The organism is Pseudomonas sp. 22085, assembly GCF_052045815.1.
GTDB lineage: Bacteria > Pseudomonadota > Gammaproteobacteria > Pseudomonadales > Pseudomonadaceae > Aquipseudomonas > Aquipseudomonas glycinae.
Genome location: NZ_JBQEQA010000008.1, coordinates 224,984 through 249,479, shown reverse-complemented (window position 1 = coordinate 249,479; position 24,496 = coordinate 224,984). Strand labels below are relative to the sequence as shown.

Below are 24,496 nucleotides of genomic sequence, written 5' to 3'. Positions count from 1 at the left end.
ATTCCGATGTTGCCGCTTTTGAAAAGTCTGACCGCCACCGCGTTGATCCTCAGTGGCGTCTGCGCCAGCGCTGCCGACGGCAGCAATGCCGATGAAATCATTCGCCAGGTGCGCGATCGCAATGACGGTAAAAGCTTCATGTCCCAGGTGTCGTTGATCCTCCACGACAAGAAGGGCAATACCCGGGTTCGTGAATTCACCTACCTGCAGAAGGACTACCCGGACAGCGACAAATTCAGCATGTATTTCTCGGCGCCGACCGATGTGCGCGACGTCGCGTTCCACATCGAAAACCCGCACGAGACTCTGGGGCTGGAAGACAGCCAGTGGATGTACCTGCCGGTCAGCCGCCAGACCCGCCGGATCTCCACCACCGACAAGCGCGGCTCGTTCATGGGCAGCGAATACTCCTATGCCGACCTGGACAAGATCCGGGTCAAGGATTACTCGCAGACATTGCTGGGAGAAGAGCAGATCAAGGGCCGCGACTGCTACGTGATCGAACGTGAACCGGTGTCCCCGGAAGTGCTGGCCAAGACCGGTTACAACAAACTCAAGGTGTGGATCGACAAGCAGAATTTCCTGGTCATGCGTCAGGACTTCTTCGACGTCAAAGGTGTGCTGATCAAGCAGATGCGCACCCAGAAGGTCGAGACCATCGACGGGATCGACAGCATCCAGCTCAGTGAAACCGAGCACTTCATCGACGGCACGCGCTCGGAAATGCGCTTCAACCAGTTGCAGTACAACGTTCCGCTGGAAGACCGACTGTTTACCCAGACCGCCATCAAGCGCGGGCTGAAAACCGGTGACCTGCCGGAATTTTCCGTGACTGCCCGCTAAGCGCCGCTCCCGACGACCCTGGAACACATGATCATGGAAAGATACCTGAACTTCGTCGAGCGCCATGCGCGGGCGATCGTTTTCCTGCTGGTGGCGATCACCGCGTATTTCACTTATACGCTGGGTGCGCTGATTTCGGACACCAACCCTTATCTGCTCAAGGACAGCCATCCGGCGCGCAAGACCATCATCGATTTGCAGGGTGAGTTCACCGGCACCTTCGACTCGGTGATGGTGGCGTTGAACAACCCGCAGACGGTCTTCAACAAACAGACGCTCAATGCGCTGTTTTCGATGTCGCAGTCGGTGCGCAAGATGATCCTGGCCAACGACGCCGACAAGGAGCAACTGACGCAACTCGTCGCCCGCTACCCGAATGACAGCCGCGCACAGTTATTGACCCGGGACATTCTGGAGGGCGGTTTTTCCCAGAATGATTACGCTCAGGCCAAGGCTCTGCGCGATCATGCCCAGAGTCAGAACTGGGATGCTCATGATCAGTTGTTCCTGACCTTCCTCGCCGAGCGAATCAACCCGATTCGCGAAATGGCGTCGATGGGCGACCTGGAAAACATCGTGTTGACCGACGGTGGCGAGTTGTTGATCCACAAGACCCTCAATGCCTATGACATGGATCCGGCTGTGGTCGAGTCGCAGATCATGGGCAACGAACTGATGGTCGACGGGGTGGTGTCGAAGGACAAGAAAGTCGCGATGCTGGTGGCCGAGCTCGGCACCAAACAGGATGACGCTCAGGCGCAATTGCGCGCCTATCAGATCGTGCGGGGCATCGTCGCGCAGTATCAGGCAGAGCATCCGGAGTACAAGGACGAGATTTTCATTGCCGGCATGCCGATCTTCATCGCGGCCCAACAGGAAATCATCGACCATGACCTGGCGGTGCTGTTTCCGATCGTGTTTCTGCTGATCACCCTGCTGTTGATTTTTTTCTTCCGCAAACCGCTGGGCGTGTTGTTGCCGCTGTTCAACATTCTGTTCTGCACCATCTGGACGCTGGGCTTGATGGCGCTGCTGCGGGTGCCGTTCGACCTTTTGACCAGCGTATTGCCGGTGTTTCTGTTCACCATCTGCTGCTCGGACGCCATCCATGTGATGGCCGAATACTACGAGCAGAAAAACGCCGGCAAGAGCAACCGTGACGCCAACCGCGAGACCCAGCGCCTGATGGTCGTGCCGGTGGTGTTGACCACAGTGACGACCATCGCCACGTTCATGATTTCCACCACCAACAACATCGTCAGCATCCGCAATTTCGGCGTGTTCATGTCCATCGGCCTGACGGCAGCGCTGATCATTTCGTTGCTGCTGATTCCGGCCTGGATCTCCATCTGGGGCAAGGATCAACCACCGCAAGCCAGCGTGGCCGCGCACAAGGAATCGATCATCTCGCGTTATCTGGTGGCGTTCTGCGCCTGGATGATCCGCTTTCGCAAACCGATTCTCATGGTCATGCTGCCGTTGCTGGCGCTGGCCACCGTGTTCACCTTCCGCGTCGATATCGAAGACTCGGGTATTGCCTATTTCAAGCCCGAAAGCCATATCCGCATTTCGGACCAGTTCATCAACCACGCCAAAGTCGCGGGTACGGCGCCGGGCTGGATTGCCATTGACAGCAAGGAGCCTCGTGGGGTGCTGACCACGGAGGTGGTGCAGTTCATCGACAAGCTCGACCACTTCATCAAGCAGCAGCCGAACGTGAGTTACGGCTACTCCCTGGCCACTTACGTCAAGCGCATGAACCTGGTGCTTAACGACATGAACCCCGATTACCTGCGCGTTCCCAACGCCATGGAAAAGGTGAGCTCAGTCAATGATGACGGGCAGGTCGAACAATTCGAAGTGCCAGGCAATTCGCTGATTGAGCAGCACGTGATGCTGTTCGAAAACGGTGGCGGCTCGGACTTGAACAACGTGCTCAACGCCGACTTCTCCAAGGCCTTGACGCTGTACACCATGACCTCGTCGGTCGCCAGCGATTATCAGGGCATGCTCGATCGCCTCGACGCCTGGCTGCTGGTGAACAAACCGGCCAACCTGGAGGTGACGCATGCCGGCACGCCGTTGATCTGGACCGGTGTGTTGCAGGAAATCACCCAGGGCCAGGTACTGAGTTTTTCCCTGGCGTTGCTGGTCGTCACGCTGATGATGATGTACTGGCTCAAGTCGGTGCGGCTGGGCATTCTCGGCATGTTGACCCTGCTGACCACCTCGGTCACGGTCTACGGCTTCATGTTTCTGTTCAACATCGAGCTGAACATCGGCACGACGCTGGTGACTTTCCTGGTGGTGGGCGTGGTCGATTACGCGGTGCACCTGCTGTCGCGCATCAAATGGCTGGTGCAGCAGGGCATTGAAGTCGACGCGGCGATTCTGCAGGCGATGCACAGCGTCGGTCGCTCGACGGTGATCAACGTGGTGATTTTCTCCGTGGGCTTCATGGCGCTGCTGTTTTCTGACTTCAAGCCGATTGTCGACCTGGGGGCGCTGGTGGCCATGGCGCTGTTTTCCAGCGGGGTCATGACCATCATTCTGGTGACGCTGGTTTCGCCGTGGTTCTTCGGCGCGATTGAGCCGGTTGTCCAGCCCGCTCAGGCGCAACGTATCGACGCAGAGGCAGTACCGGGTTGAAGCCCGAGCCGGTTCCGCCTGCCCTGATCCGACAGGCGAACCGGCCCATGCGCCGCAGAAGGGTTTTCAGTTCAGCGTAGCGCCCGGGGTTTTTTCCCCGTGCCGGGCGATGCGCTCGAACTGACACTCCTGTCGAGCCTCGTGGAGGTTGTTTTCAAACGCTTCAAGTCCATCGTACAACTGCTGCAAATCGCCGATCTGGGTCACCAGCTCGGCTTTTTTTTGGGCGATGGCATTTTGTGCCATGTCCCAGGGAAATTCTTCGCCGCGGTAGTTGTTCAGGATGACTTGCAACTCCTTGAGCTTGAAGCCCAGTTGCTGAGCGCATTTGATGAACGTCAGTACCTCGACGCTTTCCTGACTGTAGATACGGTATTTGCCTTCACGCTTGGGCTCGGGCAACAGACCGATTTCTTCGTAATGGCGAATGCTTTTGACTGTGGTGCCCGACAGCTGGGCGGCTTTGCCGATATACATAAAGATCCATCTCGATGATAAAACGGGGCTTAGCGTGACCAGGCTCGAGGCCTGATCGGCGGGCGATTATAGGGTGAATACCATCGGCAGGTTGCAACTGTGCGTAAATGACGCGCACGGCTGACGGACGGGCTCGGGGGAGAGCCCGTGGAGGGGCTGACGGCGTCGGCGGCGCCGTCAGTTGAACAGTAGCGTCAGATTCAGAACGCGGCGCTGGCTCGCGCTTGTTGCAGCCACACATCGCGCTGCTCCGGTTTGGAGCCGAGCATGGGGCCGAACGTCAGGGTCTTGATCGGTTTGACCCCGCAGAACTCCAGCGTGGTCTTGCGGACCTGGTGCAGCCCCGGCATGCGGTAGAACCACTTGTAGTACCAGTACGGCGTGTCCATGGTCACCAGCAAATGGGCGGTGCGGCCTTTGAGCAGTTTGTCCGGGAAGGCCTTGCCCTCGCGGTACTTGAACGCGAAACCGGGCAGGAAGATGCGATCCAGAAAGCCTTTCATCAACGCCGGAATCCCGCCCCACCAGATCGGGTAGACGAAGGTCAGGTGCTCGGCCCAGGTGATGTCGGCCTGCGCCTGTAACAGATCGGGTTCCAGCGGCTGAATCTTGTTGTAACCCTCGTGCAGGACCGGGTCGAAATCCAGTGCATCCAGGCGCATCAACCGCACCTCATGCCCGGCATCCTTGGCCGCCTGAACGTAGGTTTCACTCAGTGCTCCGCAAAAACTGTCGGTGGAGGGGTGTCCCAGAATCACGAGCATTCGTTTGCTCATTGTGTGTACTCCTGAAAAGAAGCTCACAGGATAGAGTCTGCCCCTAGCGGTAGAGTCAAGGCGTCAGAGCATCAAGCAAGGCCTGGCTATAGGCCGGCAGATGAGCGAAATTTCGTGAACACAGATGCAGTGTCCGCCTGGCCCAGGCGTCGTCCAGCGACACGCGGGTAAACGAGTTCGTCCGGGGCCAGCGCTCAGCCGCCACTTTGGGTACGATCGCCAGCCCCGCGCCGTGCGCAACCATGCGCATGAGGGCATCGAAGCCATCGGCGCGGATGCGGATCGCCATGCGCTGGCCGATGTGCAGCGCCTGTTCTTCCAGATGAATCGCCAGGGCACTGTCGGCACCCAGCGCCACGTAGTCATGGGCCAGGGTTTCGGCAAAGGTCAGCGAGAGACGCTCTGCCAGCGCATGACCTGGCGGCACGAGCAGCACCAGCGGGTCGGCGCGAAAGACCCGGGTCTGCAAGTCGCGGGTGTCCACGGCGTCGGAGACAATGCCCAGGTCTGCTGCTCCCTGGCGCAAGGCGTGGGTGATGCGGGCGCTGGGCAGTTGCTGCAAGTCGATGTCGAGGTTGGGGTGTTCGCGCAGGAAATCCGCCAGCACTTCCGGCAGGTATTCGCTGATGGCTGTGGTGTTGCACAGCAAACGCACCTGGCCTTTGACACCCCGGGCGTATTCGTTCAAGTCCTGCTGCATGCGCTCGGCCTGTTGCAGCAGGAGTCGCGCATGTTGCGCCAGGGCCTTACCGGCGGGTGTCGGTGTGACGCCACGGCGCCCGCGCTGAAGAAACTCGGTGCCCAGCGAAGCTTCCATCGCCCGGATCCGCGCACTGGCCGCCGCCAGCGACAGATGACTGCGGGCGGCGCCGGCGGTGATGTTGCCGCTGTCGAGGATGTGCAGGTACAGGCGCAGGTCGGTGAGGTCGAAGTGCATGGGGCAGCCTCAATATTAGTGGTGTCAGTCCCGGCCTCTTCGCGGGCAAGCCCGCTCCCACAGTGTCAGTGTTGTACGCAGAACTCGTACCCGACATCGGACCTGTGGGAGCGGGCTTGGTCCGGGCGGCGATCCGACGAAGAGGGCAGTGGCCGCGAAAAATTAACAAGCCTCTTGTATAGGTAGAGGCAGCCTCAGTGTATGACAGATTTTCAGTTCATCCGCGCAGGCGCACAGTAGCGCCATGAACGCACTCGCAGATTTTTATCAAAACCTCGGACTGGTCCTATCATTGCTGGTGATCGCGACGTTTGTCGTCGCTGGCATGATCAAGGGCGTGATCGGCCTCGGCCTGCCCACTGTCGCCATGGGTTTGCTCGGTCTGGCTATGGCGCCGTCGCAGGCTGCGGCGTTGTTGATCATTCCAGCGACCTTTACCAACGTCTGGCAACTGGCGTTCGGCGGGCATTTGCAGGGGCTGGTGAAACGACTGTGGCCGATGCTGTTGGCGATCTTCTTCGGCACGGCGGTCGGCACTTTGTGGATCGGCATGGCGGGCGGGCATTGGGTGGTGCGCGGGCTCGGCGCGGCGCTGTTGCTCTATGCGTTGAGCGGATTGTTCCTGCCGACGCTGAGTGTCAGTCGCCGCCATGAACCATGGCTCGGCCCGCTCTGTGGCGTGATCACCGGCGTCATCACATCGGCCACCGGTGTGTTCGTGATTCCCGCTGTCCCGTACATGCAGGCCCTGGGTTTGAGCCGCGATGAACTGGTGCAGGCGCTGGGCCTGTCCTTCACCGTGTCGACTCTGGCGCTGGCCGCTGGGTTGCTCTGGCGCGGGTCGCTCGGCGGCGGAGAACTGAGCGCCTCACTGCTGGCGCTGATCCCGGCAGTGCTCGGCATGTGGCTCGGGCAATGGCTGCGACAGCGCATCAGCGCCGTGCTGTTCAGGCGGGTGTTCTTCATCGGTCTGGGCGCGCTCGGCGCCCATCTGCTGATCAGCGGCTAGCGGATGATGCGCTGAGCATTTCAATCGGGCGGATATCGAAATCCCGCTCCAGGTATTCCATGCGCTGGGCCAGAAACTGCTGCACGTGCGGCAGGTTCGAGTGCACGTCCAGATGCGCCTGGCTTTCCCAGATCTCGTAGAAGATGAACAGGGTCGGGTCTTCCTTGTCGCGCAGCATGTGGTACTCGATGCAGCCGGGTTCGGCGCGGCTCGGTTCGACGTAGGCGCGGAAAAACGCTTCGAAAGCCTCGGCTTTTTCCGGGCGGGTCTTGGCGTGCAGGATGAAACCCTGGCGTTCGCTCATCGCAAAAAACTCCTCAGATTCAGATGGCGGCCAATCCTACGGCAACAATCGGCATTCGATTCGTGCGTTTTACTCAAATGAATTTTGCGTAACCGGTGCTTATTCCGCGCGAGGCGGATCGCTAATCTGCCGCCATTCAATTTTTCCCCTTCTCCATCCAGCGCTCTGCGCTGCGCATCGGAATCCGATCGAGGCTCTCCCATGAAAAAAGTGCTGTTGCTCAATGGCGGTAAAAAATTCGCCCACTCCGACGGTCGCTACAACACCACCCTGCACGAAGCTGCGCTGAGCGTGCTGGATCGTGGCGGTGTCGACGTCAAGACCACCTTCATCGACGAGGGTTACGACGTCGCCGAAGAGGTCGCGAAATTCCTCTGGGCCGACGTGATCATTTATCAGATGCCGGGTTGGTGGATGGGCGCACCGTGGACCGTGAAAAAGTACATCGATGAAGTCTTCACCGAAGGCCACGGCAGCCTCTACGCCAGCGACGGTCGCACCCGTTCGGATTCTTCGCAGAAGTACGGCAGCGGCGGTCTGATCCAGGGCAAGCAGTACATGCTGTCGCTGACCTGGAACGCACCGCAGCAGGCGTTCGATGACCCGACCGACTTCTTCGAAGCCAAAGGCGTCGACGCTGTTTACTTCCCGTTCCACAAGGCCAATCAGTTCCTCGGCATGACCGGCCTGCCGACATTCCTTTGTGTGGACGTGATGAAACGCCCGAACATCGAAGCGGATGTGGCGCGCTACGAGCAGCATCTGACCGAGGTGTTTGGCCTCAAGGCCTGACGCTCGGCTACTATCGAAGGCCTGAGCTTGCGCAGCAGGCCTTTCGATTCGAGGACACCCGTGAAAGCCAGATCCGATGAGTTGCAGATTTTCGTCTGCGTGATCGAATGCGGTTCGATATCCGCCGCCGCCGAGCAGGTCGGGCAAACGCCGTCGGCGGTCAGTCGCACGCTTTCGCGGCTGGAAGCCAAGCTCGACACCACGCTGATCAACCGCACCACTCGGCGCATGGACCTGACCGAGGAGGGCAAGTATTTCTTCGAACAGGCCAAGCTGATCCTCGACCAGATGGATCAACTCGAAGAACGCCTGTCTTCGCGCCAGCAGACGCCATCAGGACGGCTGCGGATCAACGCCGCGTCGCCGTTCATGCTTCACGCCGTCGTGCCGTACATCGACGAATTCCGTCGGCTGTACCCGGATATCCAGCTCGAACTCAACAGCAATGACCTGATCATTGACCTGCTGGAACAAAGCACCGACGTCGCCATCCGCATCGGCACCCTCGCCGATTCGACGTTGCATGCCCGCTCGCTGGGTTGCAGTCCGCTCTTGATCGTCGCCAGCCCTGCGTATCTGGAAAAACATGGCGCACCGCTCCAGGTGGCCGATCTCAGCGAACACACATTGCTCGGCTTCACCCAGAACGAAGGCCTCAACCAGTGGCCGCTGCGTTACGTGCACGGCGACCGTTGGCCGATCACTCCGGCGATCAGCGCCTCCAGCGGCGAGACGGTTCGCCATCTGGCGCTGGAAGGCCAGGGCATCGCCTGCCTTTCGCATTTCATGACCATCGACGACATTCGTGCCGGGCGCCTCAAGGTGTTGCTGGCGGAATTCAACAGCGGTTATCGCCAGCCGATCAACGCGGTGTACTACCGCAACTCGCAATTGGCGCTGCGCATCCAGTGCTTCCTGGACTTCATCCAGAGCAAACTGGCGGCTTACGCCAGCGCCGATTTCAAAGGCTGATTCGTGATCCCTGCGCAACAGTGATTTGGTTGGGGGCGGGTTTTTCCACCGGGCTTGCCGGTCGATACTCGTTGCATCACTTACTCACGCAGGGAGTTTCTCCATGAACGTATTCGTCACCGGCGCTGCCGGTTTTATCGGCGGCTCCATCGCCACCGGCCTGGTCCAGGCCGGCCACACCGTCACCGGTCTTGTACGCAGCGCGGAACAGGCCAATGAGCTGAAAGCACTGGGCATCACCCCGGTCATCGGCACCCTCGACGACCAAGCGCTGCTGGCCGAACAGGCCCGCGCCGCCGACGCCGTGATCAACGCCGCCAGCAGCGACCATCGCGGCGCGGTCGAAGCCTTGCTCGATGCCCTGCGCGGCTCGAACAAAGTATTCCTGCACACCAGCGGTTCGAGCATCGTCGGCGATGCGTCCGGCGGCAAATCCAGCGACGTCATCTACTTCGAAGACAATCTGCCGGAGCCGACCGTCGACAAGGCCGCACGCGTGGCCATCGACAACCTGATCCTCGCCGCGGCGCAGGACGGCGTGAACTCGGCCGTCATCTGCAACACCCTGATCTACGGCCACAGCCTGGGCGTCAACCGCGACAGCGTGCAGTTGCCGCGTCTGCTGAAACAGGCACGCCAAAGCGGCGTAGTGCGTCATGTCGGCACCGGTCAGAACATCTGGTCCAACGTGCACATCGAAGATGTCGTGGCGCTATACCTGCTGGCCCTGACCAAAAACGTTCCGGGCACCTTCTACTTCGTCGAAAGCGGCGAGGCGTCGTTCATCGACATGACCACCGCCATGGCCGAAGCCCTGAATCTGGGCCAGCCACAAGACTGGCCACTGAAAGATGCCGAAGCCGAGTGGGGCTACGAAATGGCCAACTACGGCCTCGGCTCCAACAGCCGCGTCCGCGGCAAACACGCCCGCGAACGGCTGGGCTGGGCGCCGAAGCGCACGTCGGTGGTTGAATGGATTCGTAACGAAATGGTGTGAGTTCCGCACTGCTAGTGTGAACACCACTGAACCTGTGGGAGCTGGCAAGCCAGCTCCCACAGGTATTTGTGTTTCCGGTACATGTAAATAACACCGGTGAATTTTCATTATTCGCGACAAGGCATATCCAAAAACGACAACCCTTATCCCTCCACGAAAATTACTTTCACTGGGTTTGAAAACTCGATCTCGAAATGATTTATGAGTTTCACAACCCATTCGAACGTGACCCTTTCGAGGAGTACCGCATGACACCGTCCTTCGGCTATTGGCTGCTGGTGTACGCCGCCGTTGCCATCATCGCCCTGATCGTTCTGATCGCCCGTTACCGGCTCAATCCGTTCATTGTCATTACCCTGATTTCCATCGGCCTGGCGCTGGTGGCAGGGATGCCGCCGTCGGGCGTGGTGGGGGCGTATGAGGCCGGGGTGGGCAAGACGCTGGGGCACATTGCGCTGGTGGTGGCGCTGGGGACGATGCTCGGCAAGATGATGGCCGAGTCCGGCGGCGCCGAGCAGATGGCGCGCACGCTGATCGAGCGCTTTGGCGAGAAGAACGCGCACTGGGCGATGGTGTGCATTGCGTTTCTGGTGGGGCTGCCGCTGTTTTTTGAAGTCGGTTTCGTGTTGCTGGTGCCGATTGCCTTTACCGTGGCGCGGCGGGTGGGCGTGTCGATCCTGATGGTCGGTTTGCCGATGGTCGCCGGGCTGTCGGTGGTGCATGCGCTGGTGCCGCCGCACCCGGCGGCGATGCTGGCGGTGCAGGCTTATCAGGCGTCGGTCGGGCAGACCTTGCTGTATGCGATTGCCATCGGCATTCCGACGGCGATCATTGCCGGCCCCCTGTACGCCAGATTCATCGTGCCGCGCATTCAGTTGCCGGCGGATAACCCGCTGGAAAAACAATTCCTCGAACGCGAACCCCGCGACAGCCTGCCGGGTTTCGGCATCACCATGGCGACCATTCTGTTGCCGGTGGTGCTGATGCTGATCGGCGGTTGGGCCAACCTGATTTCCACGCCGGGCAGCGGCTTCAATCAGTTCCTGTTGTTCATCGGCAACTCGGTGATCGCGCTGTTGCTGGCGACGCTGTTGAGTTTCTGGACGCTCGGTATTGCCCAGGGTTTCAACCGCGAATCGATCCTCAAATTCACCAACGAATGCCTGGCACCGACCGCCAGCATCACCCTGCTGGTGGGCGCCGGTGGCGGTCTGAACCGGATTCTGGTGGACGCCGGCGTCACCGATCAGATCGTCGGCCTCGCTCATGAATTTCACCTGTCGCCGCTGATCATGGGCTGGCTGTTCGCCGCGCTGATGCGCATCGCCACCGGTTCGGCGACCGTGGCGATGACCACGGCTTCCGGTGTGGTGGCACCAGTGGCCATCGGTCTGGGTTATCCCCACCCGGAACTGCTGGTGCTGGCGACCGGCGCGGGCTCGGTTATCTTTTCCCACGTCAACGACGGCGGCTTCTGGTTGATCAAGGAATACTTCAACATGACCGTGGCCCAGACGTTCAAGACCTGGACGGTGCTGGAAACCCTGATCTCGATTGTCGCTTTCGCCCTGACCGTCGGTCTTTCCTACCTGCTGTAGTCGGAGTTATCCGTCATGGACATCCTTTATCAGATCCGCGCCCGTCAGGATTCCTTCAGCGCCGGTGAAGGACGCATCGCCCGTCTGATGCTCGACGACGTAGGATTTGCCGCCTCCGCCAGCCTCGAAGACCTGGCGCAGCGGGCCGAAGTCAGCACCGCCACCCTATCGCGTTTCGCCCGCACCGTCGGTTGCCGCGACCTGCGCGATCTGCGCCTGCAACTGGCCCAGGCCAGCGGCGTCGGCAGCCGTTTCCTCGACCCGGCGGGCACGCCCGAGCAGTCGGCGTTTTACGGGCAGATCGTCGGCGATATCGAAACCACTCTGCGCCAGCATCTGGCGGCGTTCGACGAATCACGCTTCGCCGATGCGGTGAAACTGTTGGGCCAGGCGCGGATGATCCACGCCTTCGGCATCGGCGGATGCTCGACCCTGTGCAGCGATGAGTTGCAGGTGCGGTTGGTGCGTCTCGGCTACCCGATTGCGGTGTGCCACGACGCGGTGATGATGCGCGTCACCGCCGCTAGCCTCAGCGCCGAGCAGGTAGTGATCGTCTGTTCGCTGACTGGCATCACTCCGGAGTTGCTGGAGACCGTAGCGTTGGCGCGCAACTACGGCGCACGGATTCTCGCCATTACTCGCGCCGACTCGCCGCTGGCGGAACTGGCCGATATCGTCCTGCCGCTGCAAGGCGCCGAGACCTCGTTCATCTACAAACCGACGGCGGCGCGCTACGGCATGCTGCTCGCCATCGACGTGCTGGCAACCGAGCTTGCGCTGGCCAATCCTGAAGACAATCAAGAACGTCTGCGGCGGATCAAACTCGCCCTCGACGAATACCGTGGCGGCGACGATCACCTGCCGCTGGGAGACTGACATGCTGTACGACACCCTGATTCGCAACGCTCTGGTCATCGACGGCAGCAACCGCCCCGGTTACACCGCCGACGTGGCGATCCTCGATGGCCGCATCGCGCGCATCGGCGACTTGCAAGATGTCAGTGCCAGCGAGGAAATCGACGCCGCTGGCCGTGTGCTGGCGCCGGGTTTCATCGACGTGCACACCCACGACGACACCGTGGTGATCCGTCAGCCGCAGATGCTGCCAAAGCTCAGCCAAGGCGTGACCACGGTGATTGTCGGCAACTGCGGGATCAGTGCGGCGCCGGTCAGCTTGCGCGGCGATCCGCCGGATCCGATGAACCTGCTCGGCTCGGCGGCAGCGTTCGTCTATCCACGTTTTCGCGATTATCGGGCGGCGGTCGAAGCGGCCAATACCACACTGAACGTGGCGGCGCTGGTCGGGCACACGGCGCTGCGCAGCAATCACCTCGATGATCTGTTCCGCACCGCGACCGACGCTGAAATCAGCGCGATGCGCGAGCAGTTGCGTGAAAGCCTGGAGGCGGGCGCCCTCGGTTTATCCACAGGTCTGGCGTATGCGAGCGCGTTCTCGGCATCCACCGACGAAGTCATGCAACTGACTGAAGAACTGAAAGCATTCGGCGCGGTGTACACCACCCACCTGCGCAGTGAATTCGAACCGGTGCTGGAAGCAATGGACGAGGCCTTCCGCATCGGCCGCCATGCTCAATCGCCGGTAATCATTTCCCATCTCAAATGCGCCGGTGCCGGTAACTGGGGCCGTAGTCCGCAGTTGCTCGCCTCGCTGGAGGTGGCGGCGAAAACTCACCCGGTCGGTTGCGATTGCTATCCGTATGCGGCGAGTTCTTCGACCCTGGATCTGAAGCAGGTCACCGACGCCCACCGCATCACCATCACCTGGTCGACGCCGCATCCGGAAATGGGTGGTCGCGATCTGATGGACATCGCCACCGAATGGAATCTGTCGTTGCTCGACGCCGCCAAACGCCTGCAACCGGCGGGCGCGGTGTATTACGGGATGGACGAGAACGACGTGCGCCGGATCCTCGCTCATCCGCTGTCGATGGTCGGTTCCGATGGCCTGCCGGAAGACCCGTTCCCCCATCCGCGTCTGTGGGGCGCTTTCCCACGGGTGCTCGGCCATTTCAGTCGTGATGTCGGCCTGTTTCCGCTGCACACCGCCGTGCACAAGATGACCGGTCTGTCGGCGGCGCGTTTCGGCTTGAAGGAAAGGGGCGAGATTCGTGAAGGACACTGGGCGGATCTGGTGTTGTTCGACCCGGCGACCGTGCGTGACGTGGCGGATTTCAACGACCCGCAACGTGCCGCGCAAGGCATCGACGGGGTGTGGATCAATGGTGTGTTGAGTTATCGCGACGGCCAGGCCAACGGGCAAACAGCAGGGCGGTTCCTGGCGCGCCAGGGCGATCTGCGCGAAGGCTTTCGTTGAATTTTGCTGACTGCGTCACGGTGATGGCACATTGCAATTAAAGAAAGCCATCACCAAGCCGAATTGCTGACATCCACCCCGGCTACACTCTGGGGCCAATCAGTCAGGGAGCAACCCATGAGCTTCGGCAAAACCACCCCGATCCTGCGGATTTTCGATGAAGCCAAAGCCGTGGAGTTCTACGTCGACTTCCTCGGCTTCAAGATCGACTGGCAGCATCGTTTCGAACCCGGTTTCCCGTTGTACCTGCAAGTGTCGCGCGGCGAGTGTGTGCTGCATCTGTCCGAACACCACGGCGATGCAACCCCGGGTTCGGCCCTGCGGATCGAGACCGATGAGCTGGAAGCATTTCAGCAGCAGTTGCTGGCCAAGGAGTACAAGTTCTCGCATCCACAGATTCAGGCCATGCCGTGGGGCAGCCAGGACATGACCATCGCCGATCCGTTCGGCAATCGTCTGGTGTTCACCAACGCGATCAGCCTCTAGCCGTCGTTCGAGACCCGGTGAGTCTGCCGAAACTCACCGGGCGGCATCCCGCGTCGGCTCTTGAAGGCGCGGTGAAAGGAGCGTGATTCGCTGAAGCCCAGATACTGGGCAATGTCCTGAATCGGCAGGGTGCTGTTGAGCAGGTAATGCTCGGCCAGTTCCTGGCGCAGTTCATCGAGAATCTGCTGATACGACGTGCCGGCCTGATGCAACTGACGTTGCAGCGTGCGTACCGACACGGCGAGATGTTCGGCCACTTGTTCCTTGCGCGGCAGGCCTTCCTTGAGCAACTGGCGCAGGATGCTTTTGACCCGCTGCTCCAGCGACGCATCCTCCAGCGTCGCCATCAGACTTTGTGCGTGTTCCTCCAGGGTGCGCAGCAAATGCGCATCGGCCTGGCGCAACGGCAACTGCAAATACGGCAGCGGCACGATCAGCGCGGAATAAGGCTGATCGAACAGCACCGGGCATTCAAAAAACTGTTCGTACTGCGCCAGCGTCGTGCCCGCCGGCAGTGAGTGTTCCAGCCACACGGCGGCCGGCGACAGTCGGGTATCGGCGATCCAGCGCGCGTATTGCAGCCAGGAGCCAAGCACGTTTTCCACCAGATGCCGGCGAATCCGCGGGCGCTCAAAGCGACAGCTCCAGATCAGGTGTACGTGGTTTTCTTGCACCTCGGCGCGGCTGACGCCCATGTCGCCCACCAGTTTTTCGAACGGCATGATGCGGCTCATGGCATCGCCCAATGTCGCGCAGTTCATGGTGATGTAACCCAGCACGCTCCACGAGTTGGGCAGCACGAAATTCGCCGCGTTGAGGCCGAACAGCGGATCGCCCGAGTGTTCGCAAAAGTAATCGAGCAACCGCTCATGGGTTTCCCCCGGCAAGCGCAGACTGTTGTCGCTCAACTGCTGCGCCTGCAACCCGGCCGCCGCCAACGCGGGCTCGATGGCCAGGCCCAGATGTTCGGCATGGCGCAGGTACTTGAGCAGCGGTGGGACGGAGGTGAAGCCGAGCGATTGCATGACCGAATCCTCTTGATCGAGGCCGCCGGGGGCGGATGAGCGCTCTGAAAGGTAATTTGAATCCGCGAATAAAGTAAATGGCTGGCCTTGGGACCATGCAGAGATCTTCGAACTGGTTTGTTAGTCTGCGATCACTCATTTCAAAGATGCAGGGGAAGCCTTATGGCCAGCATCACTATTCGACTCGATGAGCAGATGACAGAGCAATTGCGTATCGCCGCCGCCCAAAACGGCCATTCCATGGAAGACGAAGCGCGGCAGATTCTGGAGAGCGCGTTGGCTAAGGTTGATCGAGCCGGCGGATTAGGTACTCGGATACGCAATCGATTCGGCGCCATGGGTGGCGTCGAACTTGATCTGCCATCACGTTCAGAAAACCTCAGCGGTTGATAAACACCGCTCAAAAAATCCCGCAATTTCCGGGCAAAAAAAGAAGGGCAGCTTTTCAGCTGCCCTTCTTTGTACATCGGCTTTCGTGTGCAGGGTTTACACGCGGAAATGGCTCACCATCTGCTGCAACTGCCCACCCAACCGCGCCAGTTCAACGCTGGACTTGGCCGTCTCATCACTCGCCGCTGCGGTCTGTTCCGACACGTCGCGGACGTTGATGATGCTGCGGCTGATTTCCTCGGCCACGGCGCTTTGCTGTTCGGCGGCTGCGGCGATCTGCTGGTTCATCGACTGGATGTTCGACACCGTGCGGGTGATGTTTTCCAGCGAGTCGCCAGCCTTGCGGGTCAGGGCGACGCTGCTGTCGGTCAGCGCGCGGCTGTTGTTCATCACAGCGGCCACTTGCTGCGTGCCGTTCTGCAGACCGGCCACCAGGCCTTCGATTTCCTCGGTGGATTTCTGCGTGCGCTGGGCCAGACCACGGACTTCGTCGGCGACCACGGCAAAACCGCGACCAGCCTCACCGGCACGGGCGGCTTCGATGGCGGCGTTGAGGGCCAGCAGGTTGGTCTGTTCGGCCACGGCCTTGATCACGTCCATGACGCTGCCGATCTTGTCGCTTTCCTGTTGCAGCACGCTCATGGCTTCGGTGGAGCGCACCACTTCGCTGGCCAGACGCTCGATCTGGGCGATGGCTTCGTTCACCACTTTGTCGCCTTCACGGGCTTCGCCGTCAGCGGCGGCTGCGGCTTGCGAGGCTTCTTCGGCGTTGCGCGCGACTTCCTGCACGGTGGCAGTCATTTCGTGCATGGCGGTGGCGACCTGATCGGTCTCGACCTTCTGGCTGTTCACGCCGGCGCTGGTCTGTTCGGTCACGGCCGACAGTTCTTCGGCGGCGCTGGCGATCTGGGTGACGCCGTCGCGGATGCCGCTGATCAGGTCGCGCAGGGTCACGCCCATGCGCGCGATGCCTTGTTGCAACACGCCGAGTTCGTCGCGGCGGGTAACCACAACGTTGTGGCTCAGGTCGCCGCTGGCGATGCGGTCGACCACGGCCATGGTTTCCTGCAGCGGACGGGTGATCTGACGGGTGATGATGAAGGCCGCGATGATGCCGACCAGCAACGCCAGCAGGGTGCTGATCAGTTGCAGGGTGCGGGCCTGGGCGCTTTCTGCGTCACGGCGATCGAGCTGGATCTGATACAGCTGCTCGCTCAGGGATACGATCAGGTTGCCCTGATCGGTCATTTCCTTGCGCGCCTGCACCGCATCGGTGTTGGCGTTCTTGAAGGCCTGCAAGGCGCTGCGGTAGTTGGTCAGTGCGGTTTCCAGCTGACGCAGGGCGTCCTGTTGCGAGCTGGCGAAATGCACGTTCAGTGGCTTGAGGCTGGCGATGGCCACGTCCAGTTGGCCGACGGCTTTCTGCTCGGTCTCGGCGTTGGCGGTGGCGGTGTAGCCACGCACTTCGTAGCGCGCCAGGATGAACGCTTCCTTGGCGGCGGTGACGGCCTGGAACTGCTCGAAACGCTCATCGCTCAGCGGCATTTGCTGAACGCGGTTGCTCAGCGCTTCGATCAGGCCGTAAGCCGTCGCGGCACTGGTGGCCATCGAGTCGCGCGCCGTGTTGCCGGTGCGGTACGCGTTACGCATTTTGTTCAGGGACGTCTGGTATTCGGCGATGGTCGCCGCCTGCTCCTTGAGCAGTTTGACGTTTTCCGGGCTCTTGAAGCTGCTGATCAGCTTCTGCTGTTGGGCGGCGAACCCGTCGAGGGTGGTCTGCACGTTCTGCGCGGCGGTTTCGTCGCCGTTGGTCAGCATGTATTGCAGGCGCACCACGCGCAGTTTGGTCAGGCCAGCGTTGAGCTGGGTGATGTCGCTCATCCAGTTGCTGCGGTCAATCAGGCCGCCCAGGCTGGTCCAGCCAGTGAGTGCCAGGATGCAGGTCAGGGCCAGGACCAGGCCGAATCCGAGCCCCAGTTTCAGGTTCACGCTGATGTTGCCGAACCAGCTATTCATCAAAAATCCTCCAGAAAAACGTTGTGCGTCTTGATCGTCGGTCAGGCTGGAAGATTGTTGTTTTTTTGCGCCAGCAAGGGTGTAAGCAGGACTGTATCGGCCGCAAATCCGAGAGCTGAAAAGATTTTGTCCTACGGAATTTGTAACAAGCGCCTCCAAGACTTTTTTCACATGGGTTTCACTGGCTGCCCACGCCGTGCTCTCTAACCTCGCCGCATCGAATGACAAGTGATGGCGGCTTTTTGTGGAATTGCGACTGAGTCTGTTCGGCGTCAAGCGCTCGATTGATCTGAGCGGTCTGGCACGTTTTCGAAACACCTGGGTGGTCTTGGCGGCGTCGGCGCTGGTGATTCCACTGACGCTATGGCTGCTCGCCCCGGCGGCGGTACCAGACCTTGCCCACGGCAATGTGGCCGGGGCGCAGGCGCTGAAGGAGGGCTGGAACAAAGGCGACATCATCGTGCTGGTGCGCCACGTCGAGCGCTGTGACCACTCGAAAGCGGCCTGCCTGAGCGGCCACGATGGCATTACGGATCGCTCGCGCAGTGTCGCGGTGAGCGTCGGCGCGCAGTTCGAGCAGTTGGGTCTGGACAAGGCCGACGTCTACAACAGCCCGATGATGCGCACCGTGCAGACCGCCGGCTACATGTTCAACAAGGCGGCGACCGGCGAAGACTGGCTGATCAGTTGCAAAGGCCGGATGCTGCAGGACGCGCTCGCGCACAAAGTCCCGGGACGCAACCTGATTCTGGTGACCCACAGCGAATGCATGGCGCAGCTGGAAAAAGACCTCAAGGTGCCGGCCTCGACCCTCGGGTACGGCGCGTCGCTGTTTGTATCCGCCGCCAGCCCGGCGGCCCCACAGATGCTCGGCTTCATTGAAGCCTCCGACTGGCGCACGGTGACCACCCGATGAAATCACGCTTTTACGCTTACAACTTCGGCATCCCGCTGCTCTGCGCGGCCGTGGTTTTTCTGATGTTCGACATGACCGACATCGACATCGCCTTCAGCAATCTGCTGTTCGATCCACTGACCCATACCTTTCCGCTCGACAAGATTCACTTCTTTGAAAAACTGACCCACAAGTGGGCGCGGATCATTCCGAACTGGACGGCGGAAATCGCCTTGATCGGCGCGATATTGTCGTTTGTCTGGCCACTGGTGAAACCGCAAAGACATCCGCGTCTGGGCGGGTTTCTCGAGCGCAGTAAAGTCGCCCCGGTGCTGCGATTTGCCGCCGCGCACCGTAGGGATTTTCTGTTTGTGGTGGTGGCGTTCGCGGTCTGCACCGGGGTGATCCATTTCCTCAAGGCGCACACCAGCGTTTACTGCCCGATCGAAACCACGCTGTACGGCGGAAAGATGCCGCACATCGAGTGGTACAACAATTTCCAGCTGTTCCACGAAGCGGGTGAAGGGCGTTGCTGGCCGGGCGGTCATGCTTCCGGTGGTTTCACCATGCTGGCGCTGTATTTCGTGGCGCGTCGTTATCAGTGGCGTTTCTCCAGCGCGTTGTTGTGGGGCTCGCTGCTGCTCGGTTTTGTCTACGGCACTACGCGAGTCTTACAGGGCTGGCACTACATGTCCCACACGTTTTGGGCCGGGATCTTCGTGTGGCTGGCGTGTTTGCTGACGGCGCTGGCGTTCTACGGGCGGGCTCGTCTGGAATTGCCGGTGTTGAGCAAGCGTGAGCGGAAGGTGTTCGGCGCGCAGCCTGAGGTTTCTCTCTGAGTCCTCGCCACTGAAATGAAAACCCCGCCATCACCGGCGGGTTTTTCGTTTGTGCTGTGGTGGCATCAATAGCCGACGAAGTAATACGCCTGGCGCCCGACCATCATGGTCTTGTGGACTTTCAGCGGCGCGGCGGGTTCGCTGTCTCCCGACATCACGGCGATGTGCGAGGGCGATGCACTGAGAAAGTCCCGTAGCTGCGCTTCGGTGTCCAGGCCTTTCAGGACGCTTTGGGTGTAGAACACGCTGGCGCCGCCGACCCGTTCGTTGGCTTGAAACAACGCGACCTGATTGCCGCTCGCCTGCAGCGACTGGATGTGTTCGGTCAGCGGCAGGAACGACATGTGTTTATCGGCGTTCGGCAGTGCCCATTGCGCGGCGCCTAAATAGCTGGTGATGACAACCGTCAGTATCCCCGCCGCCAGTGTCTGACGATGACGGGCGATTCGTCCGACAAAACCATTCTTGTGATCCTTCAACTTGTCGAACAGCACGCCCGCATATTCCGCTGCAATCACTGCCGCTGCGGGTGTCATCGACATCAGGTACACCGTGCGTTTGCTCGAGGCCAGGGTCAGCAGGATGAATTGCGCGATGATCCACAGGCTGAAAAACAGCAGGTAACGGTTGGCCTTCAGTTCCTTGCGAAAATGCCACAGGCCCAGGTACACCAGAATGTTCCAGGGCAGGAACGCCTGCGGCAGCTTGGCGAGGTAGTAGTAAAACGGCTCGTAGTGCCCGGCTTCGACGAACGATCCGCTGAAACGTCCTACGCTGTTGGTCAGCAACACTTCGCTGACCGCCTGGACGCCGCCGCGCTGATACAGCACAGCGAGCCAGATCATCAGCGGGATCAGGCCGACAAGGGTCAGCAAACCCGGACGCAGCCAGTCCGTCAGTTTGAAGCGCTTGTCCATCAGGTTGTCGGCCAGCAGAAAAGCAAAGATCACCACGCCCGGCATCGCCAGCCCGAGCACGCCTTTGCTCAACGTAGCGACGGCGATCCCGACTACAAACAGCAACGAATTGCCGGGTGTCGATGCTCGCTGCGCCTGAAAGAACGCCAACAGTGCCGTGGTTACGCCGAGTGCGAGCAACGCATCCTCGCCGACCCCGCGCACGTTGCTCCAGTAACTGGCCATGGTCGCCAGCAGAATCCCCGCCGTCCAGGCGATGGCCTTCGGGCGTTCGAAGCGGCGCAACATGGCGTACAGCAGCATCACGCTGAGCAACCCGGCCACCGCCGACGCCAGTCGCACCGCCCAGGGCGAGACGCCGAAAACCCGCAGGGCGCCGGCGTCCAGCCACAGGCTCAGGGGCGGTTTTTCCAGGAAGGGTTCGCCGAACAGACGCGGCGTCACCCAGTCGTTGTCCAGGTGCATTTCCATCGCAATGCCCGCAACCCGGGCCTCGGTGGAACCTTGCAGTTGATGGCTGCCGAGGGCGAAAAAGAACAGCAGAGCGGCAAGCAGAAGCAGGGAAGAGGCGGCACGCGACATGGGTTCAGGCAACCGGAAGTGAGCGGAACCCCGAGCTTACGCGGCCAATCCTTAATAATTTGTGAACGTCACGACAGCGGCCGCGACCAGCGTTGCTCCTGCGTTTCGAAACGCGAATTGACCCGCGCCGTCAGCACATGATCCTGCCAGCGCCCGGCAATGTTCAGGTACGCCTTGGCATAGCCTTCACGCTCGAACCCGAGGCGCTCCAGCAACCGGGCGCTGCGCTCATTGCCGGGAATGTAGTTGGCCATGATCCGGTGCAGGTTCTGGGTCTCGAACATATAGGCGATAGCCGCCTCCAGCGCTTCCTGCATCAACCCCTTGCCCTGATGCGCCTCGTCGATGTGATAACCCAGATAACACGCCTGAAACGCACCGCGGATGATCCCGCTGAAATTGCAGGCCCCGATCATTTGCGCGCCGTCCGGGGTCAGCAACGCCATATGCACCGCCAGCCCGGCTTCGAAGGCGCTCGCCTGAATTTCAAGGCGTCGGCGGATCTGTTCAGTGGAAAAGTAATCGGTGGTACGGATCGGCGACCACGGCGCGAGGTGACGTTGATTGCGCTGGTAGAACGCGCTTTCCAGCGGCGCTTGATCCGGGTCGAGTACCGCGAGCGTCAGGCGTTGACAGGGCAGGGTCAGCAGCGGCATCGGGTGCTCCGGGTCTCGGGATTGATCACCAGAATTGCCCGGTGGGCAGGAAAATACAAATCGCCGCCAGATTCCGGGCGAAAAAAAGCCCGCAGGAGCGCGGGCGAACCGTAGTTTCTTGAATGAGCGAGGCCAATGTACACGGCCATCACCGCCGCCGGGGTGAAGAAAAGTTCATGTCGATGAACGACTTGCGTCATCGACGAGCGGTCATTGTCAGTGCACGACAGGCGCCGTCGTACGAGGCACCAGATTCACCGGATCCAGGTTCTCCACGGCGCGATTGACCAGCATTTCGGTCATGATCGACAGCTGCCGGATCGCCAGCAACCGGCTGCGTTGAGAGCCCGTGAAATCATCGGCGATGTTGGCAGTCATCATGTTGAGAGCCGCCAGGGTTTCGCAGGCATGGGTCAGCAGAGTGGCCGTATCCACGTCGGTGCGCACGGAAAAAATCTCGTTGAAAGGCAGGGTTCGACGCGGCTTTCTCACGTACTCCTGAGGCTGGGCAAGCACAGCCGGTTCTTTCGATTCGGCTTCGTGAGACGGTGTTTGATCAGGCAGGCTTGGGGTGTCTTTTTTCATGACGATGCTCCATGGTTTCAGGCTCCCGGCGAATCCCTTTGGTAAACCATCTGCCGGGTTGCAGCGGAGCGCGAAGACTAGCGTTTGGAAGCATCTTGAACCAGTTCATGGAATTCGACGCGGGTTGAGGGAAATTTCCTAGGAGGTTGGGTGGAGGTGTTGGGGATGAGGAAGTGTAGATGTGACGAGGCCCGCATTGGGCGGGCCTTGTCGTTGGGAGTGCCGGGGTAAGTTGAACTGCTGCTGTATATATATGATTTTTATGAATAATAGTTCGCATGTTTTGTTTGTGGAATACCGATTGGATTACGGTTTTAGTGAAAACTGCTCTGTTCAGGTTTTCTCTATGAGTCAATGTCATGAAGGAAAATTCGGAGTAGTAAATTTTTCGCCTCTATTTTTCTTCTCAAGATGCTTTGTGCAACCTGGCATAGGTGGGGCAGAAGCGGTCAGGAGAGGGGAGTTCAAGAAGGCAAGTAGGTATGCCTGCTCGGCTAGACACCTGTAATAGCATTGGGCTACTTTGGCGGCTTGTGCATCGACAACAGGCCACTACGCCTCGGTAGGAATACGGTTATGATCACTGAGCTTCAAGCCAGCAAGTCCTGCTATTTCTACAAACAAAGCGCCCCTCTCACAGCTAAAGCAGTTAATCAGCTTTTTCGAGCGGTGCGGCAAGGTCAGATTACCCCTTCTAATAACCATTTTTGCTACGTCCGCCAGCCGCATGGTGACGCCCTTTGGTCGGCTGTATGTTTCCAGTTTGATCGTAAGCCAGCCTTCTTGGCCGATACCACCAAAGTGTTTGAAAAGGTGAGTGGCTACTTGCTGATTGTCGAGTACAGCGATCACATTGCGGTGTTCAAATCCCAACTGGATCTCACCCCGGCGTTTGTCAAAGCGCATCTCTTACGTATCAATGCTCAGGATATCGATACCGGGATAACCACCGAGAGCTCTGTATTCGGTCGCGTTCGGCTCCGGCATATGACGACCTCTAGACTAGCCCTGCGAGGGAAGACGCTTGAAGGGGAGAACCTTCTGAACAATGTTGGATTGACTTCATCCAGCCGTTTCGCGCCGCTCGGGTACAGCTTCCGCCACGACGGAGAGCATTTCTCCACCACCCCACGGACGGGACGCATTTCCCAGCGGTCTGACCGATCTGGCCATGAGCATCTGGTGGATTTTGCCACCGCAATTATCGACCAGATCACGGCCAATGCCGGCGCCGATTCTTCAGCCTTCCTGAGCACCTTTGCCCGACCTTTAGAGCTATCCCAACTCAGTGCACTGCCGACACAATTTGCGGTAGACACTGCACTCTTGCAGGAGAGCATTTTTGATGATGCCTCCGTACGACTCGTAAAGCCGAACGGTGCGGGCTATCGGGAGCTGGGACGCGTAGAGGTTGAAGCCATCATTCAGGATCTGACGCATGTTCTTACTGTTGAGCAGGCAGGGGGGAAGGCGTTGCTGAAGCATCCTGTGACAGGAGATGAGGTTGGCGGAATCGCGCTGAACAAAACTCGAATCGCATTGAGGAGCCTGGACGTCCCTTCGATCTTGGACGTCTCTGTCGAGAGTACACAGTATGTACTGGGAACAGATGAAAACCGCCTGCCGCTTAGACGCTTCATCGATCAAAACGACGCCTTCATTGTGTTGTTCGATCAACCTCAGTACGCCTATATCGACGGAAGCGTGTACCAGGACGACTCCCTCACGAGCGGAGGGGCTACTTTCTTGGGTTACCTATTCGCAAGTGAAGAGCTTGCTCACGTCACGGGTGAGAAAGGGACGTTCTCGGCAGCGCATACGAAATTTGATGATACTTCAACCTTTGGGGCAATTCTTGGCCCTATTGCGGCAGAGGATGATGTCATCGTGTGTGACGATCTCAACGAAGAATGGGCTGACTTCATCGGATTCAGAACAGACCCAGCTTCCCCTCGGATCACCTTTTATCATGCCAAGCATGGGGCGCTTTCTCTGGGTGCCAGCCCGTTCCATATTTCGGTCAGCCAGGCGCTGAAAAACCTGGGAAACCTGGCACTTCCAGAACCGAAAATGGCAGCGAAATTTGGGGTATGGGACCGCTGTTACAACAACGACAGACAAAGAACTAGGATCCAGCGAGTCTGTAGAGGGACCATGGCCGCCGTCCAAGCCGCTGTTACCCAGTGTCGTAGTGCTCCGCATACCATGAAGAGGGTAGCGATTGTGACGTCATCGCTCAGCAAGGCTGCCGTAGCGGCAGAATTTGACAGGATGAACGTCGGAGGACGGGTTGACCCTTATTTTGTGCAGCTCTATTGGCTCCTCTCGTCTTACTTTGCCGCGTGTGCTGAGGTAGGGGCTTTCGGTTGTGTGATTTGCCAAGAGTGATCCCAGAGAAACTCGAGGCGAGGTGGCC

Annotated in this window: 22 protein-coding genes and 2 pseudogenes; 14 read left to right on the top strand and 10 right to left on the bottom strand. The window is 59.8% G+C overall.

What is annotated here, in order from left to right:
• Nucleotides 1-6 precede the first annotated feature (6 nt).
• Nucleotides 7-843 carry an outer membrane lipoprotein-sorting protein gene (locus ACTJK7_RS12655; RefSeq protein WP_064382621.1) on the top strand — a complete coding sequence of 279 codons (837 nt, stop codon included), beginning with the start codon at nt 7-9 and terminating at the stop codon, nt 841-843.
• A gap of 33 nt (nt 844-876) precedes the next feature.
• Complete coding sequence (locus tag ACTJK7_RS12650) at nt 877-3,492, top strand: efflux RND transporter permease subunit (RefSeq protein ID WP_440780429.1); 2,616 nt, start codon at nt 877-879, stop codon at nt 3,490-3,492.
• Between the two features lie 66 nt (nt 3,493-3,558).
• Here ACTJK7_RS12650 and ACTJK7_RS12645 read toward each other — a convergent pair whose 3' ends face one another.
• The 3 genes from ACTJK7_RS12645 to ACTJK7_RS12635 form a co-directional block, all read right to left on the bottom strand.
• Complete coding sequence (locus tag ACTJK7_RS12645) at nt 3,559-3,969, bottom strand: MerR family transcriptional regulator (protein ID WP_064382619.1); 411 nt, start codon at nt 3,967-3,969, stop codon at nt 3,559-3,561.
• A 200-nt stretch (nt 3,970-4,169) separates the two neighbouring features.
• Nucleotides 4,170-4,745, bottom strand: coding sequence for an NAD(P)H-dependent oxidoreductase (locus ACTJK7_RS12640; protein ID WP_064382618.1), 576 nt, complete (start codon nt 4,743-4,745; stop codon nt 4,170-4,172).
• A gap of 55 nt (nt 4,746-4,800) precedes the next feature.
• Nucleotides 4,801-5,682 carry a LysR family transcriptional regulator gene (locus ACTJK7_RS12635; protein WP_323151656.1) on the bottom strand — a complete coding sequence of 294 codons (882 nt, stop codon included), beginning with the start codon at nt 5,680-5,682 and terminating at the stop codon, nt 4,801-4,803.
• Between the two features lie 244 nt (nt 5,683-5,926).
• Between ACTJK7_RS12635 and ACTJK7_RS12630 the strand changes: the two genes are divergently transcribed.
• Nucleotides 5,927-6,691: a sulfite exporter TauE/SafE family protein gene (locus tag ACTJK7_RS12630; protein ID WP_440780428.1), complete on the top strand. Its 765-nt coding sequence runs from the start codon at nt 5,927-5,929 to the stop codon at nt 6,689-6,691.
• Here ACTJK7_RS12630 and ACTJK7_RS12625 read toward each other — a convergent pair.
• Nucleotides 6,681-6,995, bottom strand: a complete 315-nt coding sequence (locus ACTJK7_RS12625; RefSeq protein WP_440780427.1) for a putative quinol monooxygenase — start codon at nt 6,993-6,995, stop codon at nt 6,681-6,683. The genes ACTJK7_RS12630 and ACTJK7_RS12625 overlap by 11 nt on opposite strands.
• Nucleotides 6,996-7,196: 201 nt before the next feature.
• Here ACTJK7_RS12625 and ACTJK7_RS12620 point away from each other — a divergent pair, with 201 nt between their 5' ends.
• From ACTJK7_RS12620 to ACTJK7_RS12590, 7 genes are all read left to right on the top strand, one after another.
• Entirely contained in the window at nt 7,197-7,787 is a 591-nt protein-coding gene (locus tag ACTJK7_RS12620) for an NAD(P)H-dependent oxidoreductase (RefSeq protein WP_085685545.1), read from the top strand.
• 60 nt (nt 7,788-7,847) lie between these two features.
• On the top strand, nt 7,848-8,759 hold the full coding sequence (locus ACTJK7_RS12615; protein WP_039772910.1) for a LysR family transcriptional regulator: 912 nt from the start codon (nt 7,848-7,850) through the stop codon (nt 8,757-8,759).
• A 103-nt stretch (nt 8,760-8,862) separates the two neighbouring features.
• Nucleotides 8,863-9,756, top strand: coding sequence for an NAD-dependent epimerase/dehydratase family protein (locus tag ACTJK7_RS12610; RefSeq protein WP_440780426.1), 894 nt, complete (start codon nt 8,863-8,865; stop codon nt 9,754-9,756).
• A gap of 248 nt (nt 9,757-10,004) precedes the next feature.
• A complete protein-coding gene (locus ACTJK7_RS12605; protein ID WP_064384140.1) occupies nt 10,005-11,354 on the top strand; it encodes a GntP family permease in 1,350 nt (449 codons plus the stop codon).
• Nucleotides 11,355-11,369: 15 nt separating this feature from the next.
• Complete coding sequence (locus ACTJK7_RS12600; RefSeq protein WP_039769047.1) at nt 11,370-12,230, top strand: MurR/RpiR family transcriptional regulator; 861 nt, start codon at nt 11,370-11,372, stop codon at nt 12,228-12,230.
• A 1-nt stretch (nt 12,231) separates the two neighbouring features.
• A complete protein-coding gene (locus tag ACTJK7_RS12595) occupies nt 12,232-13,689 on the top strand; it encodes a D-aminoacylase (RefSeq protein ID WP_440780424.1) in 1,458 nt (485 codons plus the stop codon).
• A gap of 117 nt (nt 13,690-13,806) precedes the next feature.
• Nucleotides 13,807-14,175 (top strand): glyoxalase superfamily protein, encoded by a 369-nt coding sequence (locus ACTJK7_RS12590; RefSeq protein WP_011332360.1) that lies wholly within the window; start codon nt 13,807-13,809, stop codon nt 14,173-14,175.
• On the opposite strand, the gene gliR is transcribed toward ACTJK7_RS12590, so the two are convergent.
• The gene (gene gliR, locus ACTJK7_RS12585) at nt 14,172-15,200 is read right to left on the bottom strand and encodes an AraC family transcriptional regulator GliR (protein ID WP_440780423.1); all 1,029 of its coding nucleotides are present in this window, start codon (nt 15,198-15,200) and stop codon (nt 14,172-14,174) included. The genes ACTJK7_RS12590 and gliR overlap by 4 nt on opposite strands.
• 162 nt (nt 15,201-15,362) lie before the next feature.
• Here gliR and ACTJK7_RS12580 point away from each other — a divergent pair, with 162 nt between their 5' ends.
• On the top strand, nt 15,363-15,590 hold the full coding sequence (locus ACTJK7_RS12580; protein ID WP_440780422.1) for a FitA-like ribbon-helix-helix domain-containing protein: 228 nt from the start codon (nt 15,363-15,365) through the stop codon (nt 15,588-15,590).
• 96 nt (nt 15,591-15,686) lie between these two features.
• On the opposite strand, the pseudogene ACTJK7_RS12575 reads toward ACTJK7_RS12580, so the two are convergent.
• Together ACTJK7_RS12575 and ACTJK7_RS12570 are read right to left on the bottom strand one after the other, a co-directional pair.
• A pseudogene (locus tag ACTJK7_RS12575) lies at nt 15,687-16,283 on the bottom strand (methyl-accepting chemotaxis protein); the annotation flags it as partial.
• A gap of 309 nt (nt 16,284-16,592) precedes the next feature.
• Nucleotides 16,593-17,606 (bottom strand): annotated as a pseudogene (locus tag ACTJK7_RS12570) (methyl-accepting chemotaxis protein); the annotation flags it as partial.
• Between the two features lie 244 nt (nt 17,607-17,850).
• Between ACTJK7_RS12570 and ACTJK7_RS12565 the strand changes: the two are divergent.
• Nucleotides 17,851-18,522, top strand: coding sequence for a histidine phosphatase family protein (locus tag ACTJK7_RS12565; protein ID WP_440780421.1), 672 nt, complete (start codon nt 17,851-17,853; stop codon nt 18,520-18,522).
• Complete coding sequence (locus ACTJK7_RS12560; RefSeq protein ID WP_440780419.1) at nt 18,519-19,340, top strand: phosphatase PAP2 family protein; 822 nt, start codon at nt 18,519-18,521, stop codon at nt 19,338-19,340. Before ACTJK7_RS12565 ends, ACTJK7_RS12560 begins: the two co-directional genes overlap by 4 nt.
• A 65-nt stretch (nt 19,341-19,405) precedes the next feature.
• Here the strand turns inward: ACTJK7_RS12560 and ACTJK7_RS12555 are convergent, their stop codons facing one another.
• The 3 genes from ACTJK7_RS12555 to ACTJK7_RS12545 all read right to left on the bottom strand — a co-directional run bounded on the left by ACTJK7_RS12555 (nt 19,406) and on the right by ACTJK7_RS12545 (nt 22,080).
• The gene (locus ACTJK7_RS12555) at nt 19,406-20,839 is read right to left on the bottom strand and encodes an ArnT family glycosyltransferase (protein WP_440780418.1); all 1,434 of its coding nucleotides are present in this window, start codon (nt 20,837-20,839) and stop codon (nt 19,406-19,408) included.
• 68 nt (nt 20,840-20,907) lie between these two features.
• Complete coding sequence (rimJ, locus tag ACTJK7_RS12550; protein WP_440780417.1) at nt 20,908-21,495, bottom strand: ribosomal protein S5-alanine N-acetyltransferase; 588 nt, start codon at nt 21,493-21,495, stop codon at nt 20,908-20,910.
• A 216-nt stretch (nt 21,496-21,711) separates the two neighbouring features.
• On the bottom strand, nt 21,712-22,080 hold the full coding sequence (locus ACTJK7_RS12545) for a DUF6124 family protein (RefSeq protein WP_064382603.1): 369 nt from the start codon (nt 22,078-22,080) through the stop codon (nt 21,712-21,714).
• Between the two features lie 576 nt (nt 22,081-22,656).
• On the opposite strand from ACTJK7_RS12545, the gene ACTJK7_RS12540 reads away from it, so the two are divergent.
• Nucleotides 22,657-24,468 carry a hypothetical protein gene (locus tag ACTJK7_RS12540; protein ID WP_440780416.1) on the top strand — a complete coding sequence of 604 codons (1,812 nt, stop codon included), beginning with the start codon at nt 22,657-22,659 and terminating at the stop codon, nt 24,466-24,468.
• Nucleotides 24,469-24,496: the final 28 nt, after the last annotated feature.